General features: G+C 69.2%; 15 protein-coding genes and 1 pseudogene. 14 read left to right on the forward strand and 2 right to left on the reverse strand.

Going from position 1 to position 16919, the window contains the following annotated elements; translation table 11 throughout:
* The first annotated feature begins 31 nt into the window (after positions 1–31).
* The 5 genes and pseudogenes from nirD (at position 32) to ACFRAQ_RS04745 (ending at position 3843) form a co-directional block, all read left to right on the forward strand.
* Positions 32–427: a nitrite reductase small subunit NirD gene (nirD, locus tag ACFRAQ_RS04725; protein ID WP_357283661.1), complete on the forward strand. Its 396-nt coding sequence runs from the start codon at positions 32–34 to the stop codon at positions 425–427.
* Positions 424–1578 (forward strand): annotated as a pseudogene (locus ACFRAQ_RS04730) (uroporphyrinogen-III synthase); the annotation flags it as partial. The gene nirD and the pseudogene ACFRAQ_RS04730, both read left to right, overlap by 4 nt.
* Positions 1579–2129: 551 nt before the next feature.
* On the forward strand, positions 2130–2954 hold the full coding sequence (locus ACFRAQ_RS04735) for a sirohydrochlorin chelatase (protein WP_379094168.1): 825 nt from the start codon (positions 2130–2132) through the stop codon (positions 2952–2954).
* 134 nt (positions 2955–3088) lie between these two features.
* Positions 3089–3301, forward strand: coding sequence for a hypothetical protein (locus tag ACFRAQ_RS04740; RefSeq protein ID WP_379094171.1), 213 nt, complete (start codon positions 3089–3091; stop codon positions 3299–3301).
* A gap of 134 nt (positions 3302–3435) precedes the next feature.
* Positions 3436–3843 carry a nuclear transport factor 2 family protein gene (locus ACFRAQ_RS04745; protein WP_379094174.1) on the forward strand — a complete coding sequence of 136 codons (408 nt, stop codon included), beginning with the start codon at positions 3436–3438 and terminating at the stop codon, positions 3841–3843.
* On the opposite strand, the gene ACFRAQ_RS04750 is transcribed toward ACFRAQ_RS04745, so the two are convergent.
* Positions 3840–4478: a TetR/AcrR family transcriptional regulator gene (locus tag ACFRAQ_RS04750; protein ID WP_379094176.1), complete on the reverse strand. Its 639-nt coding sequence runs from the start codon at positions 4476–4478 to the stop codon at positions 3840–3842. The two genes, ACFRAQ_RS04745 and ACFRAQ_RS04750, sit on opposite strands and share 4 nt — an antisense overlap.
* A 117-nt stretch (positions 4479–4595) precedes the next feature.
* Between ACFRAQ_RS04750 and ACFRAQ_RS04755 the strand changes: the two genes are divergently transcribed.
* From ACFRAQ_RS04755 to ACFRAQ_RS04780, 6 genes are read left to right on the forward strand one after another with little or no spacing between them, the layout of a single operon-like run.
* Positions 4596–5978 (forward strand): flavin-containing monooxygenase, encoded by a 1383-nt coding sequence (locus ACFRAQ_RS04755; RefSeq protein WP_379094179.1) that lies wholly within the window; start codon positions 4596–4598, stop codon positions 5976–5978.
* Between the two features lie 15 nt (positions 5979–5993).
* Positions 5994–7142: a serine hydrolase domain-containing protein gene (locus ACFRAQ_RS04760; RefSeq protein WP_379094182.1), complete on the forward strand. Its 1149-nt coding sequence runs from the start codon at positions 5994–5996 to the stop codon at positions 7140–7142.
* Between the two features lie 58 nt (positions 7143–7200).
* Positions 7201–8862 carry a class I adenylate-forming enzyme family protein gene (locus ACFRAQ_RS04765; RefSeq protein WP_379094185.1) on the forward strand — a complete coding sequence of 554 codons (1662 nt, stop codon included), beginning with the start codon at positions 7201–7203 and terminating at the stop codon, positions 8860–8862.
* A 6-nt stretch (positions 8863–8868) separates the two neighbouring features.
* The gene (locus ACFRAQ_RS04770) at positions 8869–10614 is read left to right on the forward strand and encodes an amidohydrolase family protein (RefSeq protein ID WP_379094188.1); all 1746 of its coding nucleotides are present in this window, start codon (positions 8869–8871) and stop codon (positions 10612–10614) included.
* Entirely contained in the window at positions 10611–11390 is a 780-nt protein-coding gene (locus ACFRAQ_RS04775) for an SDR family NAD(P)-dependent oxidoreductase (RefSeq protein ID WP_379094191.1), read from the forward strand. The genes ACFRAQ_RS04770 and ACFRAQ_RS04775 overlap by 4 nt, the downstream gene beginning before the upstream one ends.
* 10 nt (positions 11391–11400) lie before the next feature.
* The gene (locus ACFRAQ_RS04780; protein ID WP_379094194.1) at positions 11401–12315 is read left to right on the forward strand and encodes an SDR family NAD(P)-dependent oxidoreductase; all 915 of its coding nucleotides are present in this window, start codon (positions 11401–11403) and stop codon (positions 12313–12315) included.
* Here ACFRAQ_RS04780 and ACFRAQ_RS04785 read toward each other — a convergent pair.
* Entirely contained in the window at positions 12296–12877 is a 582-nt protein-coding gene (locus tag ACFRAQ_RS04785; protein WP_379094197.1) for a helix-turn-helix domain-containing protein, read from the reverse strand. The genes ACFRAQ_RS04780 and ACFRAQ_RS04785 overlap by 20 nt on opposite strands.
* 188 nt (positions 12878–13065) lie before the next feature.
* Here ACFRAQ_RS04785 and ACFRAQ_RS04790 point away from each other — a divergent pair, with 188 nt between their 5' ends.
* From ACFRAQ_RS04790 to ACFRAQ_RS04800, 3 genes are all read left to right on the forward strand, one after another.
* The gene (locus ACFRAQ_RS04790; protein WP_379094200.1) at positions 13066–15153 is read left to right on the forward strand and encodes a CocE/NonD family hydrolase; all 2088 of its coding nucleotides are present in this window, start codon (positions 13066–13068) and stop codon (positions 15151–15153) included.
* A 256-nt stretch (positions 15154–15409) separates the two neighbouring features.
* Positions 15410–15811 carry a hypothetical protein gene (locus ACFRAQ_RS04795; RefSeq protein ID WP_379094202.1) on the forward strand — a complete coding sequence of 134 codons (402 nt, stop codon included), beginning with the start codon at positions 15410–15412 and terminating at the stop codon, positions 15809–15811.
* A gap of 84 nt (positions 15812–15895) precedes the next feature.
* Entirely contained in the window at positions 15896–16747 is an 852-nt protein-coding gene (locus ACFRAQ_RS04800) for an SGNH/GDSL hydrolase family protein (protein WP_379094204.1), read from the forward strand.
* Positions 16748–16919: the final 172 nt, after the last annotated feature.

Consider the following 16919-nt stretch of genomic DNA (forward strand, 5'->3'; position numbering starts at 1 on the left):
AATAGGTAAGGCGTTCGGAGGAGAGTTACCGATGACCGTGATCGACACACCCGGCACCGCAGTCACCACCACCTCGGGGTGGACCCAGGCCTGCCGACAGGACTATCTGATTCCCGGCCGCGGCGTGGCGGTGCTGCTGAAGGGCGGCCGCCAGGCGGCTCTGTTCCTCACCACCGACGGCACGCTGTTCGCCGTCGGCAATATCGATCCGTTCGGGCGCGCGGCGGTCATGTCGCGCGGCCTGGTCGGCGACCGCGGCGGCGTGCCCGTCGTGGCGTCCCCGCTGCTCAAGCAGGCGTTCTCGCTGATCGACGGACGCTGCCTGGACGACGACGCCATCTCCCTGCCGGTCTACGCGGTGCGCGTGGAGGACGGCGTGGTCGCGGTGTCGAACGACCCGGTGCAATTCGTCGGCGGTACCGCATGACCGAGGTCGACGGCGGTACTCCGCTGGCCGGTTTCACGGTCGGCATCACGGCTGCCCGGCGTGCCGACGAACTCGGCACCCTGCTGGCCCGCCGGGGCGCGAATGTCGTTTCCGCCCCGGCCATCCGGATCATTCCGCTGGCCGACGACAACGAGCTGGAGCGGGTGACGCGACAGCTGGTCGCCGACCCGCCGCAGATCGCGGTCGCCACCACCGGCATCGGTTTCCGCGGCTGGATGGAGGCCGCGGAGGGCTGGGGGCTGGCCGAGGAGCTGCGCTCCACGCTGGCCTCGACCCGTATGCTGGCCCGCGGCCCCAAGGCCAAGGGCGCGATCCGCGCGGCCGAGCTGCGCGAAGAATGGTCTCCCGCTTCGGAATCCAGTGCCGAGGTGCTCGATCACCTGCTGGCGCAGGGCGTCGAGGGGGTGCGGATCGCGGTGCAGCTGCACGGCGCGACCACCGAATGGGAGCCTGTCCCCGATTTCTGCGAGGTGCTGCGCTGCGCCGGAGCCGACGTGGTTCCGGTGCCGGTGTACCGGTGGATCCCGCCGGACGACCGCACCCCGATGGATCGCCTCATCGAGGGGATCGTCACGGCCGGACTGGACTGCGTGACCTTCACCAGCGCCCCGGCTGTGGCCTCACTTCTCATGCGCGCCAAGGAAACCGGTCTGCTGGAGGCGGTACTGCACGCCTTCCGGACCCGGGTGCTGCCCGCCTGCGTCGGCCCGATCACGGCCGCGCCGCTGGAGGAGCTGGGCGTGCCCACCACGAGCCCCGGCCGAGCCCGCCTGGGTGCGCTGGCCCGGCACGTCGCCGAGGAACTGCCCCGGCGCGCCAACCGGATTCAAGCCGCCGGCCACGTCCTCAGCGTCCGCGGCGGCTGCGTCGTGGTGGACGGTCAGGTGCGACAGCTGGCTCCCGCGCCGATGGCGCTCATGCGTTCGCTGGCCCGGCAGCCGGGCCGCGTGGTCTCCCGCGAGGATCTGCTCGCCGCCCTCCCCGGCGGCGGCGATGACACCCACGCCGTGGAAACCGCCATCGCCCGCCTGCGAGCGGGCCTGGGCACCCCCAAGGCCATCCAGACCGTCGTCAAGCGCGGCTACCGCCTCGCCCTGGACCCGGCCGAGTGCATCGACAACCCGCATGAAGCCGCGAATCCCGTTGTCCGCCAGCCGGACCCGGCTCGCGGCAACGGTCCGGTCACGCGCCGCGAGATCCCGCAGTCGCGGATCCCGGGCACCCGGCAGCCGATGACCGATACCCCGCCCGCCGCGGCTCCCCGCCGTCCGGGCGCCCCGTCGGCGGTCAACGGCACGGCGCATCCGGCCGCGGCTCCGTCGCCGGTGGCGCGATCCGTCGCCGCGCCGCTGCGATCGGTGCCCGCTCCGGCGGGCCCGGGCACCGGGGCGGCGCGACCGGGCGCGGCCCCGGTGCGATCGGCATCCCCGGCGAATGATGTTCGCCCCGTTGGTCTTCCGGTGCAGCCCGGCAGCGCGACACCCGCGACCCCGGTCGCTGGTCCGGCGGCCACGTCTGCCCGGTCGGCGGCCACCGCCCGCGCCGTGTCGGCGTCGCGCCCGTCGAACCCCAATGCCACACAGTCGAATTCGGTGTCACGGCAGGCATTCCCGCCCCGCTCGTACGGCTCTCCCGGCGCCCTGCCGGGTTCGGGGGCCGTCCGTCCGCCGCGGGGTGCGTGGTGAGCGCCCCCGCGCTGGTGCTGGTCGCCCACGGCACCCGCAGCGCGCGCGGTGTGGAGATGATCGCCGAGCTGGCCGAGGCGGTCGCGCGGGAGCTGGGCGCGTCGGCGCTCGCGCACGCGGCCCGGCTGTCCGGGACAGGTGCCGGTGCCGATTTCGGGGCCGCATCGGCATCGTTGCGTGAAATGGCGATCACGGCCGCGCCGCAGGTGCGGACCGCGTTCGTGGATGTGCTGGGCCCGTCCCCGGCCGAGGTGTTGCGGGATCTGGATCCGGTTCCCGCCGTGGTGGTTCCGGCCTTCCTGGCCTCGGGCTATCACGTATATCAGGATGTGCCGCGAGAGGTGGCCGCGAGTGCGCACGACGCGGTCGCGGTCACCCAGGCCATGGGTCCGGACCCGGCGCTGGCCGAGGTCATGCACCTGCGGCTGCGAGCGGCGGGCTGGCGGCCGGGGGACGCGGTGGTCTTCGCCGCCGCGGGTTCCTCGGACGCCCGGGCGCGCCAGGATGTGCAGCGGGCCGCGAACCTGCTCTCCGAGCGGGTCGGCACGCCCGCCCACCTGGCCTACATCGCCACCGGCGAGCCCAAGGTCCCCGAGGTGGTGGCCCGGGTCCGGGCCGCGGGCGCGCGCCGTGTCTTCGTGGCCTCGTACCTGCTCGCGCACGGCCTGTTCCATCAGCGCCTGCACGAGGCGGGCGCGGACGGCGTCGCCGAGCCGATCGGCGTGCACCCGTCGGTGGTGCGCCTGCTCGCCGATCGCTATGACGCGGCCGTCGAATCCTTGACGGCCGACATCTCGGCGACCGATGTCCGGGTTGCCTGATCGGTCTCTTCCGTCCCGTGGGGATTAGGGGTTCTGCCCTAATTCCCACGCCGAATTCCCGTACCGCTTGGTGATTTTCGGATTCGCGTGGCAACCTTTACCGCAATTCGGTAAAGACTCTGGAGGATTCCCACGTGAAGAAGCTTGTCGTCGCCGCAGTGATCGCGGGCGGTATCGCCGGCCCGGCCGCCACCGCCGCCGCCGATTTCCCCACGATCTACGACCCGTGGACGGCCTGCATCCAGTCGGGTCAGACGGTCGAGCAGTGCCAGGCGCTGGTCAACAGCACCCAGCCGACCGATCAGGGCGCGGGTCTGGGTTACAGCGGTTCCGCGTTCTCCCGCTGATCTCTAAAACAATTCAATTTCAGATTTCGGGCCGACGTCTTCGGACGTCGGCCCGACGTCTTTCCTCACACTCGATATCCCGCTCACCGGAATTTGCCGGTTCGGTCCGGGCGCGTGGCGGTCAGGATGGCGGGATGTCGCTCGAACACCCCGCTCGCCGTGCCGGACTCGCCTCGCAGGCGGCGGTGCGCGCCAAGCGCAAGGGCGAGTGGCTGGCATTGTTCGCCGACGACGCGCGCGTGGAGGATCCAGTCGGGATCTCGCCCTACGACCCGGTGGGGGAGGGGCACGCCGGGCACGCCGCCATCGCGGCGTTCTGGGATCTGGCGATCGAGCCCAGCCGGATCGAATTCACCTGGGCGGATTCCTTCGCCTGCGGCGACGAGGCCGCCTTCACCGGAACCATTCGCAGTACGCGCCCCGAGGTGAGCGTCGAGGTGGATCTGGTGGCCGTCTATCGCGTGAACGCGGACGGGAAGATCATTGCGCTGCGCGCGTTCTGGGAATTGGATCGCGCCCGCGTCACGCCGGTCTCGAATTAGCCCTTCGGCGTCTGGAGCGCCGGGAACCAGATATCGGTGAGGACGGCCGCGGCCTCGTCGGCCGAGACGTCGATGGTGCCCTGCATGGCCCAGCGGGTGAAGAAGCGTTCCAGCTGGGCGACCAGGAGTTCGACGCGCAGGCGCGCCTCCTCCTGGCGGTCGGCGGGCCAGCGTGACAGGTAGGAGCTCATGACGCTGGGCAGCGACATGATGCCTTCCTTGGCCACTTCGCGGAATTCGGGTTCGAGGGTGGTGGCCTCGTCCCAGGCGGGGAGCAGGTCCTTGTACTCCTGGAACCAGTCGATGGCCCGGCGCATCCATGCCGCGAATTCCTCGCGCGAGCCGGTGTCGAGGACGTGGTCGAGGTCCTCGTAGAAGTTCCGGACGCTGGGCAGCGTGCCCTGTTCGGCGATGGCCCGCAGCACGTCCGGCTTCCCGGTGAAGTGCAGGTAGAAGGTGGCGCGGCTGCAGCCGACGGCGGCGGCGATGTCGTCGACGCGGACCGGCGCGTAGCCCTGCTCGGTGAACAGCTGCTTGGCGGCGTCGATGAGCCGGCTGCGGGTGAGCCGCTTCTGTTCGTCGCGCAGCGAGGTGCGCCGCGGGGTTTCGGGGTGGTCTACATCGGATCGGGTCACCGTTGAATGATAGACGCAAGTTAACTCACTAGACACGGTGTCTAGTGAGTGTTAGCGTGTGTGGCACGTCACGTCCGGCAGGGCTCGTCAGACCCGTCGCCGAATCAGGAGAGTGAATTGGCTGCGAAATCCGCACAGAACCGCGAGCTACCCCGGGTCGCCATCATCGGCGCGGGCCCGTCGGGCATCACCGCCGCGAAGCGCATGGCCGAATACGGCATCCCCTTCGACTGCTACGAAGCCTCCGACGAGGTGGGCGGCAACTGGTACTACAAGAACCCGAACGGCATGTCGGCGTGCTACCAGAGCCTGCACATCGACACCTCCAAGTTCCGTCTGCAGTTCGAGGACTTCCCGGCGCCCGACGAGTGGCCGGACTTCCCGCACCACAGCCAGTTGCACCAGTACTTCAAGGATTACGTCGACCACTTCGGCATCCGCGACCGAATCCGGTTCAACCACAAGGTGACCGGGGCCGAGCGTGGCGCCGACGGCCTGTGGACGGTCACCACCGACCAGGGCACCGTCGAGACCTACGACGCCCTGATCGTGGCCAACGGCCACCACTGGGATCCGCGCACCCCCGACTACCCGGGCGAGTTCGACGGCACCCTGATCCACTCGCACTCCTATAACGACCCCTTCGACCCGATCGATATGCGCGGCAAGCGAATCGTCGTGGTGGGCATGGGCAATTCGGGTCTGGACGTCGCCTGCGAGCTGTCGCAGAAGTTCATCGCCGAGAAGCTGTGGGTCTCGGCCCGCCGCGGCGTGTGGGTGCTGCCCAAGTACGTCGGCGGCAAGGTCGGCGACACCCAGGTGGTGCCGGCCTGGATGCCGCCGAAGCTGGCGCTCAAGCTCAAGCAGCGCTTCGTGGTCAAGAACCGCGGCCGCATGGAGGATTACGGCCTGCCCAAGCCGGATCACCTGCCCTTCGAGGCGCATCCGTCGGCCAGTGAGGAGTTCCTGCACAAGGTCGGTTGCGGCGATATCGATTTCAAGCCCGCCATCACCAAGCTGGACGGCAAGGTCGTGCACTTCGCGGACGGCTCCACCGAAGAGGTGGACGTGGTGGTGTGCGCCACCGGCTACCACATCAGTTTCCCGTTCTTCACCGATCCGGTGTTGCGGCCCGACGAGAGCAACAAGCTGCCGCTGTGGCGTCAGATGCTCAAGCCGGATGTCGACAATCTCTTCTATCTCGGTCTGGCCCAGCCGATGCCGACGCTGGTGAACTTCGCCGAGCAGCAGTCCAAGCTGGTCGCGGCGTATCTTTCGGGCAACTACCGGTTCCCGTCGCAGGCGGACATGAACGCGGCGGTGGCCAAGGCCGAGGCCGAGCGCGCCGAGCGCTACTACAACTCACCGCGCCACACGATTCAGATCGACTTCGACATCTATGTGCGAGAGCTCAAGAAGGAACTCGCCGATGGCGCGCGCCGCGCGGCCGCGGTGGGCAATGCCTTGCCGGTGCGCAGCCGCGCCCTGGTCGAGGCCTAGGGGGAGGTGGTCGGAATGAGCAACGTCGCTGGATTCTGCGCCCCTGAATTCGAAGCTGTCCGTACGGCTTTCACCGAGCAGGTGGAATCGGGGGCAGAGCTGGGCGCGTCGGTCTGCGTGACCGTCGACGGTGAGCCCGTGGTGGATCTCTGGGGCGGTTACGCCGACCCGGAGAAGACCACGCCCTGGGCCGCCGACACCGTGGTGAACACCTTCTCCATCACCAAGACCATGGTCGCCCTGAGCACTCTGCTCCTGGTCGACCGCGGTGAGCTGGACGTGCACCAGAAGGTGGCCCACTACTGGCCGGAGTTCGCCGCCAACGGCAAGGCCGATATCGAGGTGCGGCACCTGCTGTCGCACACCTCGGGCGTCTCCAGCTGGGAGGCCCCGATCGTGCTGCCGGACATCTACGACACCGACGCGGCCACGGATCGCCTTGCGGCGCAGGCGCCTTGGTGGGAGCCGGGCACCGCGTCGGGTTATCACGCGATGAACTACGGTCACCTGCTGGGCGCGCTGGTCAAGCGCGTCACGGGTCGCCCGCTGGGCCGCTTCTTCGCCGAGGAGCTCGCGGGCCCGTTGGGCGCGGACTTCCACATCGGTATGGCCACCGAGGATCTGGGCCGCATCGCGACCCTGGTCCCGCCGGAGCTGCCGGAGTTCGATCCGTCGCTGCTGCCGCAGGACAGCGTCATGTTCAAGACCCTGTTCCAGCCGCTGCTGGACTTCGCCGAATGCGGTACCCCGCAGTGGCAGCGGGCGGAGCTGGGCGGCATGGGCGGGCACGGCAATGCCCGTTCCATCGCCCGGCTGCAATCGCTGATCAGCAACGGCGGCGAGTTGAGCGGCCGGAAGCTGTTGTCGGACAAGACCATCGACCTCATCTTCGAGCAGCAGTCCGACGGCGTGGACCTGGCCATCATGGTGCCGCTGCGCTTCGGCATCGGCTACGGCCTGCCGCAGCCGCAGACCGCCCCGCACGTGCCGGACGGCCGGGTGTGCTGGTGGGCCGGGATCGGCGGCTCGATGGTGGTCAACGACCTGGACCACCGGGTCACCTTCGCCTACGCGATGAACCGGATGGAGGCGGGCCTGATCGGTTCGCCTCGTGCCGACGCCTATCTGAAAGCGACCTTCGATACAGTCCGGGGGTCGGCGTGATCGGTCTCACTCTGGTTACCCGCCACGGTTCGCGCACAAGGATTCGAGGACTTGATTCATGACCAACGCCGTTGACCTCCAGGCTCTCGCCGCCCAAGTCGCCGGAAAGCTGACCGCGCCGGGCGCCCCGTTCGAGATGACGGTCGAGCAGGTGCTGGGCGTCCCGCAGCCGGTGTTCAAGAACCGGCACGCGTCGCTGCTGGACCTGCTGGAAGTCTCCCGTGACCTGGGCGACCTCGACTATCTGGTGTCCGCGCGCACTCGCTACACCTTCGCCGAGCACTACGCTGCCGCGGGCGCGCTGGCCGCGGCGCTGGCCGAGAAGTACGGCGTCGGCAAGGGCGACCGGATCGGCATCCTGGCCGCCAACACCCCCGAATGGGTGCTGACCTTCTGGGCCGCACAGCGCCTGGGCGCGATCCCGGTGGGCTACAACGCCTGGTGGGTGCCGCGCGAGATCGAGTACGGCCTCGAGCACTCCGCCCCGACGGTGGTGATCGCCGACGCCAAGCGCGCCGCGTTGGCCGCCGAGACCGGCACCGACATCCCGGTGCTGACCATGGAGACCGACCTGCCCGCGCTGATCGCGGAGTTCGCGCAAGGCAATCCGGCCGCCGAGGTGACCGAGGACGATCCGGCGATCATCCTCTACACCTCCGGCACCACCGGCCGCCCCAAGGGCGTGGTGCACACCCAGCGAAACATGGTGGCGGTCGCCGACTACCACCGCTTCATGGACGCGCTGGCCGCCGGCTTCCGCGGTCAGGCCTGGGACGGTTCCCCGGCCGCCCGCCGCTACCTGGCCACCATGCCGCTGTTCCACATCGCGAGCCTGCACAACCTGTCGATCCCGCGCCTCACCACCGGTGACGCCGTGGTCTTCCCGACCTCGGGCGAGTTCGACGCGGAATCGCTGCTGCAGCTGGTCGAGACCGAGAAGGTCACCAACTGGGCGGCCGTGCCGACGCTGGCGAGCCGCATTCTGGCCGTGGACATCTCGAAGTACGACCTGTCCTCGCTGACCGCGTTCTCCCTGAACTCCGCGCCGTCCTCCCCGGCGCTGGTGCAGCGCTTGCGCGAGAAGTTCCCGGTGGCGCTGCAGGGCCTGACCACCAGCTACGGCTGCACCGAGTCCGGCACCGCCGCGACCGTGGCGACCCCGCCGGAACTGGCCGCCGACAACGAGACCGTGGGCCGCGCGGTGGTCGGCGTCTCGCTGGAGGTCCGGGATCCGGACGGCAAGCCGGTGCCCGACGGCGAGGAAGGCGAGATCTGCATCCGCAGCCCCTACGTCATGCTCGGCTACTGGAACAACGACGACGCCACGAAGGCCGCCATCGACGAGAACCGCTGGCTGCGCACCGGCGACTTCGGAACCCTGCGCGGCGGCAAGCTCTACATCTCCGGCCGCCGTTCGGATCTCATCCTGCGCGGCGGCGAGAACGTCTACCCGCAGGAGATCGAGAACGTCCTCGACGAGCACCCGCTGGTGCGCGAGTCGGCCGTGATCGGCATCCCGCACGAGGATCTCGGCCAGGAGGTGGCCGCCATCGTCGTGGTCGACGATCCGGAGACCCTGACCGAGGACGAGCTGCGCGACCACGTGGCCAGGCAACTGGCCTACTTCAAGGTGCCCGCCCGCTGGCTGGTCACCGCGGATCCGCTGCCGCGCAACGCCACCGGCAAGGTGCTGCGCCGCGACCTCACCCTGGGGAAGTGAATTCCTGTGTACGACACCATCATCAAGAACGGCCGCTGGTTCGACGGCACCGGCGCGCCGTCGGCCATCCGCAATCTCGGCATCCGTGACGGCCGGGTGGCGACGGTCTCGGCCGCGCCGCTGGACGAAACCGATTGCGGGCGAGTGATCGACGCGACCGGCCGCTGGGTCATGCCCGGCATGATCGACATCCACACCCACTACGACGTGGAGGTGCTGCTCGACCCGACGCTGTCGGAGTCGCTGCGGCACGGCGTCACCACTCTGCTGCTGGGCTCGTGCTCGTTGTCCGCGGTGCATGTCGGCGGGTCCGACGCCGGTGACCTGTTCGGCCGGGTGGAGGCGATTCCGCGGCAGTACGTGGTCGAGTCGGTGGACACGCTGAAGACCTGGAACAGCGCACACAGCTATGTGCAGGCCCTGGAGTCGCTGCCGCTGGGGCCGAATGTGGCCTCGTTCATCGGGCATTCCGATATCCGGACCGCACAGCTCGGGTTGGAGCGGGCCACCGATCCCGACGTCAAGCCGACCGAGTCCGAGATCGCGGCCATGGAGCACAAGCTGACCGAGGCGCTCGACGCCGGATTCGTCGGCATGTCCTCGCAGCAGCTGCTGTTCGACAAGCTGGACGGCGAGGTGTGCCGCTCGCGGACGCTGCCGTCCACCTACGCCACCGCGAAGGAACGCCGCCGGCTGAATCGCATTCTGCGCGACCGCAAACGCGCGTTGCAGGGCGGCCCGGACGTGGCCAAGCCGCAGAGCATGATCGGCATGGCGGCCAGCAGCCTGGGCTTCTTCCGGCCCAAGCTGAAGGTGAGCCTGCTCTCGGCCGCCGACATCAAGGCGATCCCGGGCGTGGTGAAGGTCTTCCCGTTGCTGGGCAAGATCATCAACGGCCTGGGTGGCGACTTCCGCTGGCAGCATCTGCCGGTGCCGTTCGAGGTCTACTCCGACGGCATCGACCTGCCGGTGTTCGAGGAATTCGGTTCCGGCGCGGCGGCTCTGCACCTGTCCAACCAGCTGGAGGAGCGGCACGAGCTGTTCCAGGATCCGGAGTACCGGCGCTGGTTCCGCAAGGACTACGACAAGAAGTGGGGCCCGCGTGTGTGGCACCGCGACTTCTTCGACGCCGAGATCACCGAATGCCCCGATCCGAGCGTGGTCGGCAAGACCTTCGGCCAGGTCGGGGTGGACCGTGGTGGTATCCACCCGGTGGACGCCTTCCTCGATCTGCTGGTCGAGCACGGTCCGAAGGTGCGCTGGCGCACGACCATCTCCAACCATCGTCCCGAGGTGCTGAACGCGCTGGCGGCGGATCCCAGTGTGCAGCTGGGCTTCTCGGACGCGGGCGCGCATCTGCGGAACATGGCGTTCTACAACTTCGGGCTGCGGCTGCTGAAGCGAGTGCACCAGGCGCAGCAGGCGGGTACGCCGTTCATGACCGTCGAGCACGCCGTGCACCGGGTCAGCGGCGAGCTGGCGGACTGGTACGACCTGGACGCCGGGCATCTGCGCGAAGGCGATCGGGCGGATGTGCTGATCATCGATCCGGCGCACCTGGACGACAGTCTGGAGTCCTACGCGGAGAACCCGGTTCCCGAGTACGGCAACCTCTCCCGCATGGTCAACCGCAATGACGAGACCGTCACCGCGGTCCTGGTCAACGGCGAGTACGTGTTCGGGCTGGGCGAGAAGGCCGAGACGCTCGGCCGGGACCGCACCGGCGAGTTCCTGAAGGCGGGTGCGCGATGAACGCACGCAGGTTCGACGGCCGCACCGCGGTCGTCACCGGCGCGGCCTCCGGTATCGGCGCGGCCATCTCGGCCGCGCTTATCGCCGAGGGCGCGAATGTGGTCGGCCTGGACCTCGACGAGGCCGGACTGGGCAAGCGGGCAGCCGAACTCGGCGACGCCTTCGTGCCCGCGGTCACCGACGTCACCGACGAGGCCCAGGTGGAGGCCGGAATCGCGGTCGCCGCATCGCGTTTCGGTGGTCTGCACGCCGCCTTCAACTGCGCGGGCGCGTCCCGCATCGGCGCGGTCACCGACCTCACCGAGGCCGACTGGGACTTCACCATCGACCTCATCCAGAAGAGCGTCTTCCTGTGCACCAAACACGAAGCGCGCCTCATGAAGTCGACCGGCGGCGGCTCGATCGTCAATATCTCGTCCCTGGACGCCCGGGTCCCCATGCCCGGCGGCAGCCCGTACTCCACGGGTAAGGCGGGCGTGGTCATGTTCTCCAAGAACGCGGCCCTGGAACTGGCGCAGCACCGCATCCGGGTGAACGCCGTGCTCCCCGGTCTGGTCGACACCCCGCTGGTGGCGGCGGTCATGGGGTACGAGCCCGCCAAACAGATGTTCCTGGACCGCATTCCGATGGGCGCGCCCGCGACCCCGGAACAGATCGCGGGCCCGTGTCTGTTCCTCGCCTCCGACGAGGCCTCCTATGTCACGGGCATCGACATGGTGGTGGACGGCGGCTGGGAACTGAGCAATTTCCCCAACCTCGCGAAGCTCGCGGGCTGAGCGGGACGCGATGAACACCGATGAGGTCATCGCCGGAATCGACCTCACCGGTCGCGTAGCCCTGGTCACGGGAACCACGGGCGGTCTCGGAGCCGAGACCGCCTGTGCCCTCGCGGCCGCCGGCGCCACGGTCCTGCTCGCCGCGCGGAACGCCGCCGCGGCGGGCACGGTCGCGGCCGGTATCCGTGCGCGGTTTCCCGGTGCGACAGTCGATGTCGTCGGGCTCGACCTGAGCGATCTCGGCAGCGTCCGCGCGGCCGTGCGGTCCGTCGCCGAGTGCGCGCCCGCGCTGCACCTCCTGATCAACAACGCCGGGGTGATGTACACGCCGTTCGGCCACACCGCCGATGGCTTCGAATCGCAGTTCGGCACCAACCATCTCGGCCACTTCGCCCTGACCACCGGACTGCTGCCGGTGTTGTCGGCGGGTGCGGATCGGTCCGGTGTCGCGAGCCGCGTCGTCACGGTGTCCTCGGCGGCGCATCACGCGTATCCGGCCGACCTCGACGACCCGAACTTCGAGCGCCGCGAGTACGACAAGTTCGCGAGCTACGGGCAATCCAAGTCCGCGAACATCCTGATGACGGTGGATCTCGCGGCCCGGGGCGCGGAGTGGGGCATCCACGCCTACGCCGTGCACCCGGGTGTCTGCGCCACCGATCTGTCCCGGCACATGTCCCGCGAGGACTTCGCCGAGATGCGCAAACTCACCTCGCGCAACCCCTCGGCCGTGACCACCCTGAAGACGATCCCGGAAGCGGCCGCGACCTCGGTCCTCGCGGCGACCGCCCCCGGCCTGACCGCGCACTCGGGCGGCTACCTCGCGGATTGCGCTGTCGCCCAGGCCAGTCCGCACGCCACCGACCCGGCCACCGCCGCGGCCCTGTGGGAGCTCTCCGAACGCCTCATCGCCCCGTCGTCGTAGGTCGGTCGATACCGGTCCCGGCCCGGCGTGGTTCGACCGCGCGGGCCGCGTTCCGGACCTGTTGCGGCGTCCGGCCGTACCAGCGTCGCACCGCCCGGGTCAGCGCGGACTGTTCGCGCAGCCCGATGAGGGTGGTGATGCGGCTCATCGGTAGATCGGTCTCGCACAGCAGCCGGTGGGCGATGTCGCGACGGGCCTCGTCGAGCAGAGCCGTGAAAGTCGTTCCCTCGGCGGCCAATGCGCGTTGCAGGGTGCGCTCGTGCACCATGAGCATGCGGGCCACGGTCTCGATGTCGGCCCGGGACTCGAGCAGGGCGCGGTCGATGGCCGCCCGGACCCGCGCGGCCATGGTCCGGTCGGGGCCGGGGTAGTTGCGGTCCAGGAAATCCATGGCGACTTTCAGTGCCCGGCCCAGGGATTCGGCGGGGACCAGGGCGTCGCTGTCCGCGATGGCTTCGGGGGTGATCCCGAATCGCCGGAGCAGGGCCGCGCCGTCGCCGCCCAGTTCGTCGATGAGTTCGCGGTATCCGCGCAGGTTCGCCGCGCGCGCCATGATCGCCATCGGCCGGTCGCCCTCCCGCCGGTTCTTCGTCTGCGCGGGGGATCGTAACCCGGCTCGTCGACTGTCTGGGACGGAATGGCCGAATGGGCTTGTCGCGCAGGGGTAAAACGATGTCGCCCTGGGGCGAGTCGCTATTACCGGCCAGTAGCAACAATCTGTCCCAACAACGGTGCGAGAGGTGGGACTCAATGCTGAAGGCGCGATGGCGAACCCGGAGATCGGCCGGGAAAGTGCTGGTGATCATGGCCGCGGTGGTGGCGGGAACACAGTTCCTCGCCCCGATGGCCCTGTCGGACACCGTATTCACCGGAATCGACGGCGGCCCGTACGCGGCGGACTGGACCGCCGCGGTGGACGGACCGCAGCCGCACAACGGGATCGTCCCCGATCTCGCCGTGCCGATCACCATGTCCGACGGCGTCGTGCTGAAGGCCGACATCATTCATCCCGCCGACAACGGCCGTGTCCCGGACGGTCGCCGGCCGGTGATCCTCCAGATGCAGGGATACGGCAAGCTGCCGCTGCTGATCGGCGAGGCGGTGCTCAGCGCCGCCGACGGCCTCGGCATCAAACAGCCGCTGGAGGCGTGGGCCGCGTCGCTGAATCTGCCGGGCGTCGGGGTGGACGGCCTGTTCGACATGACCCGGCAGCTGGATTCCGGCGCCCTGGAGGCGGCCGCGCAGGACTGGGCGCTCGCCGAGGCGGGATACACCCTGGTGCAGGTCGATACCCGGGGCACCGGCACCTCCGAGGGCGCCTGGCAGGTGTTCGGCGACCGGGAGAAGCAGGATGTCGCCGAGGTGGTGGACTGGATCACCCGCCAGTCCTGGAGCGATGGAACCGTTGGGGCCATGGGGATCTCGTTCACCGCGATCACCGCGCTGGAGGCGACCGACCGGATGCCGCCGGGCCTGAAGGCCGTCTTCGCCTACGAGGGCAGCGCCGACATCTTCACCGATATCGCGGGCCCGGGCGCCGCGGTGGGCGTCGGCTTCCTGGTGCCGTGGCTGCTGGGGGTCAACGCGCTCAAGATGATTCCGGACGTGACCGCGCTGCTGGTCGGAAAGTTCGATCCCGCGCAGCAATCCCGCTGGCTGCGCGACCGCCTCGCCGATCCGCTGACCCTGGTCGACATGGTCGTCAACGGCTACACCGCCATGACCCCCGACCAGCTGACCGCGCGGACCCGCGAACTGGTGGACCCGACTTCGGGCTTCCGGCGCGGCCTGAAGACCGACATCACCCACATCCGGGTGCCGACCTTCATGGTGGGCGCGTGGTTCGACATCTTCGGGACGACGCCCACCGACACCTTCGCCGCCATCCCGCTGCCGCCCGAGCAGAAGAAGCTGATCATGGGCGACGGCTACCACCTGGGTTCCGGCGTGGGCGGTTTCGGTCATCCGGGCATGCCGCCGCGCCTGGATGTGTTGCAGCGGGCCTGGTTCGACCACTGGCTGCGTGGAATCGACAATGGCGTCGACAGTTTCACGCCGTTGATCGTGAAGCAGCAGGGCGGCGGCTGGACCGACGCGCCCGAGTTCCCGCGCGCGGACGCCGTCCACCGCCGGATGTATCTGAACGACATCCCGTCGGGCACCAGCCCCGGCTCCCACTACGACGGCGGCCTGTCCGCCGACCCCCGGCAGGCGGCGGTGCGTGATCTGACGGTCACGCCGGCCCTGTCGAGTCTGTGCGGCCGCGACGCCGCCCGCATCACCGCGGGCGCGACCGCCGTTCTCGACCTGTGCACCAACGATTCCCGCGTCTGGGAGAACGACGGCCTGTCCTTCACCAGCGGCCCGGTGTCCGCCCCGACCACGGTGTCGGGCCCGATCAACGTCCACCTGAACGTGGTCGAGGACGCCGCCGACGGGTACTGGGTCGCGACCGTCAACGATGTTGCCCCCGACGGTGTCTCGCACGAGATCGCGACCGGTCAGCTGGTCGCCTCCATGCGTCAGATCGACGAGGACGCCAGTCTCCGCTCCGCCAACGGCGACTACACCGAACCCCACTACTACCTGGACCTGGCCCGGCGGCAGCAGACCGTCCCCGGCGTCCCGGTCTCCCTCGATATCGCCCTGACCCCGATCGAGGCCGTGCTGCAGCCCGGCCATCGCCTGCGGGTCGACGTCTACGCGAGCAACTTCCCCAAGGCCCTGCCGCCGATGATCTTCCTGGCCGATTCCGGTCTGAAGCCCGAGCATCTGCGGCTGGATCCCGACGCCCCCAGCTGGGTGAACCTCCCGTCGACGGTCGCGATCCCGGACTAGTTCCGCGGCGCGCCGAGGGGTCCGGGGCTCGCTGGGGGGTAGCCCCGGACCACTGGGTGGGATAGTTTCGGGTGCCGACCGACTGGAACCGGTGGTTGCGGGTACGGTTTGCCTGATCAGGGCGGACCGGATCCGAAGCCCCCAGTAGTCGGGGCCAGTTTTCCGAATCCGGGCGGGTGGGGGTGGCTGGTTTTGTACACTCCCCGCTGAAGTGAACATCTATCACTTCAGTTTTGAGCTCCGATTCGAGGTACTGATGAAGTCTGCTACACCAGGGGTGTTCGCCGTTCGTGCCGCCGCGGCAGTGCTCGGCGGTGCGTTGTTGTTCGCGGGGGTCACAGGGTGCGGCAGCGACAAGTCCTCAGAGGGTTCGCCGACCGGTGGTGCGGTGGTGTCCTCGGCGGTGAAGGCCACGGGCGCGCCCGCGCCCACCACCACGGCCGCCGCTCCGGCTCCCGCGCCCGCCGAGTCTCCCGCGCCGGCGCCCGCGGCCACCGAACCGGCCGCCCCGCAGCCGGTCGCGCCGGAAGCCCCCGCGCCGCAGCCGGTCGCCCCGCAACCGGTGGCGCCCAAGCCCGCTCCGCAGGTCGAGCAGCCCGCGAAGCCCGCCCCGCCCACCCTGGACGCACCGGGCTTCGAGCCCCGCGCCGGATACTGAGAGAGCTGGACTAGTCAGTTGCTGGGCAAGAATGGACGGTGGCTGTGTGCTGCCGTCGTCGCGGTGGCGGCCTCGGTCTCCGCGATGAGTACCACCCCCGCCGGCGCCGATCCGGGCGCCGAGGGCAGAGAGCTTGTGACCCTGGGTGATTCGTTCTCGGCGAACGCCTGGGACTTCATGGACGGCGACAACACCTGTCAACGCCATGGGAAGACCGCCTGGCCGGTGCAGCTGGCCGAGCTGATGGGCGTGCACGGCACCGACCGGGTGTCGGATCCGTCCTGCCCGGGTTCGTCGATCGACAGCGGGCCGGGCTGGACCATGGCCCAGCAGGCGCAGCGGGCCGACAAGGAAGGCGCGTTCGGTCCCAGAACCAAGCTGGTGACGCTGCAGTTCAGCCTCAACGACAAGTGGGGCAAGAACGACCAGACGTTGTGGGGGTCGCTGCAGAAGTGCGTGTTCAACCTTCCGCTCGGCTGTGACCCCGAGGCCGTCGACGAGAACCGTTTCCCCGACTACACCGGGGTCTCCGGCGCGCTGATGGCCAAGCGCATGAGCAATGCGATCACCTACATCAAGTACTACGCGCCGAACGCGAAGATCGTCCTCGTCGGCTATCCCGAGCTGTTCACACCGGGCACCAGCACGGTCTGTCTCAGCATCGGCGGCGTCGCGCCCTTCATCCAGTCGCGCGGCCGCGCGGTGGTCGAGTACTTCGACCGCATCGACAAGGCGGAGCGAGAAGCCGCCCAACTACTCGGGATCGAGTTCCTCGATGCCCGCGGGCTCACCACCGGTCATGGGCTCTGCTCGTCGCAGCCGTGGCTGAACGGTGTGTTCGACCCCCGGACAGATCTCGACGGTCTGTTCTTCCATCCATCCACCCAGGGTGACACCGTCGTCGCCCGTGCCATCTACGACCGCTACGGTCACTGACCGTGTGCACAGCCGGTTATCGACGGTTTGTCCGTCGATAGCTACTCGTCGAGTCTGCTGGTTGCGCAGGGGTTTTGCGGTTTGCCGAACTCCTGTCGCGGCTCTCGCAGCCTCTTGTACACTCCGCGCAAAAGTGAAAAATCCGCAGTTCAATTTGCGATACGAGGGTTTC

Source organism: Nocardia sp. NPDC056611 (assembly GCF_042792755.1).
Classification (GTDB): domain Bacteria; phylum Actinomycetota; class Actinomycetes; order Mycobacteriales; family Mycobacteriaceae; genus Nocardia.

Excerpts from the sequence above, each read along its gene's own strand:
- nirD (WP_357283661.1), top strand. The coding sequence starts at position 32 with ATGACCGTGATCGACACACCCGGCACCGCAGTCACCACCACCTCGGGG.
- ACFRAQ_RS04745 (WP_379094174.1), top strand. The coding sequence starts at position 3,436 with ATGTCGCTCGAACACCCCGCTCGCCGTGCCGGACTCGCCTCGCAGGCG.
- ACFRAQ_RS04760 (WP_379094182.1), top strand. The coding sequence starts at position 5,994 with ATGAGCAACGTCGCTGGATTCTGCGCCCCTGAATTCGAAGCTGTCCGT.
- ACFRAQ_RS04765 (WP_379094185.1), top strand. The coding sequence starts at position 7,201 with ATGACCAACGCCGTTGACCTCCAGGCTCTCGCCGCCCAAGTCGCCGGA.
- ACFRAQ_RS04775 (WP_379094191.1), top strand. The coding sequence starts at position 10,611 with ATGAACGCACGCAGGTTCGACGGCCGCACCGCGGTCGTCACCGGCGCG.
- ACFRAQ_RS04780 (WP_379094194.1), top strand. The coding sequence starts at position 11,401 with ATGAACACCGATGAGGTCATCGCCGGAATCGACCTCACCGGTCGCGTA.
- ACFRAQ_RS04785 (WP_379094197.1), bottom strand. The coding sequence starts at position 12,877 with ATGGCGATCATGGCGCGCGCGGCGAACCTGCGCGGATACCGCGAACTC.
- ACFRAQ_RS04790 (WP_379094200.1), top strand. The coding sequence starts at position 13,066 with ATGCTGAAGGCGCGATGGCGAACCCGGAGATCGGCCGGGAAAGTGCTG.
- ACFRAQ_RS04795 (WP_379094202.1), top strand. The coding sequence starts at position 15,410 with ATGAAGTCTGCTACACCAGGGGTGTTCGCCGTTCGTGCCGCCGCGGCA.
- ACFRAQ_RS04800 (WP_379094204.1), top strand. The coding sequence starts at position 15,896 with ATGAGTACCACCCCCGCCGGCGCCGATCCGGGCGCCGAGGGCAGAGAG.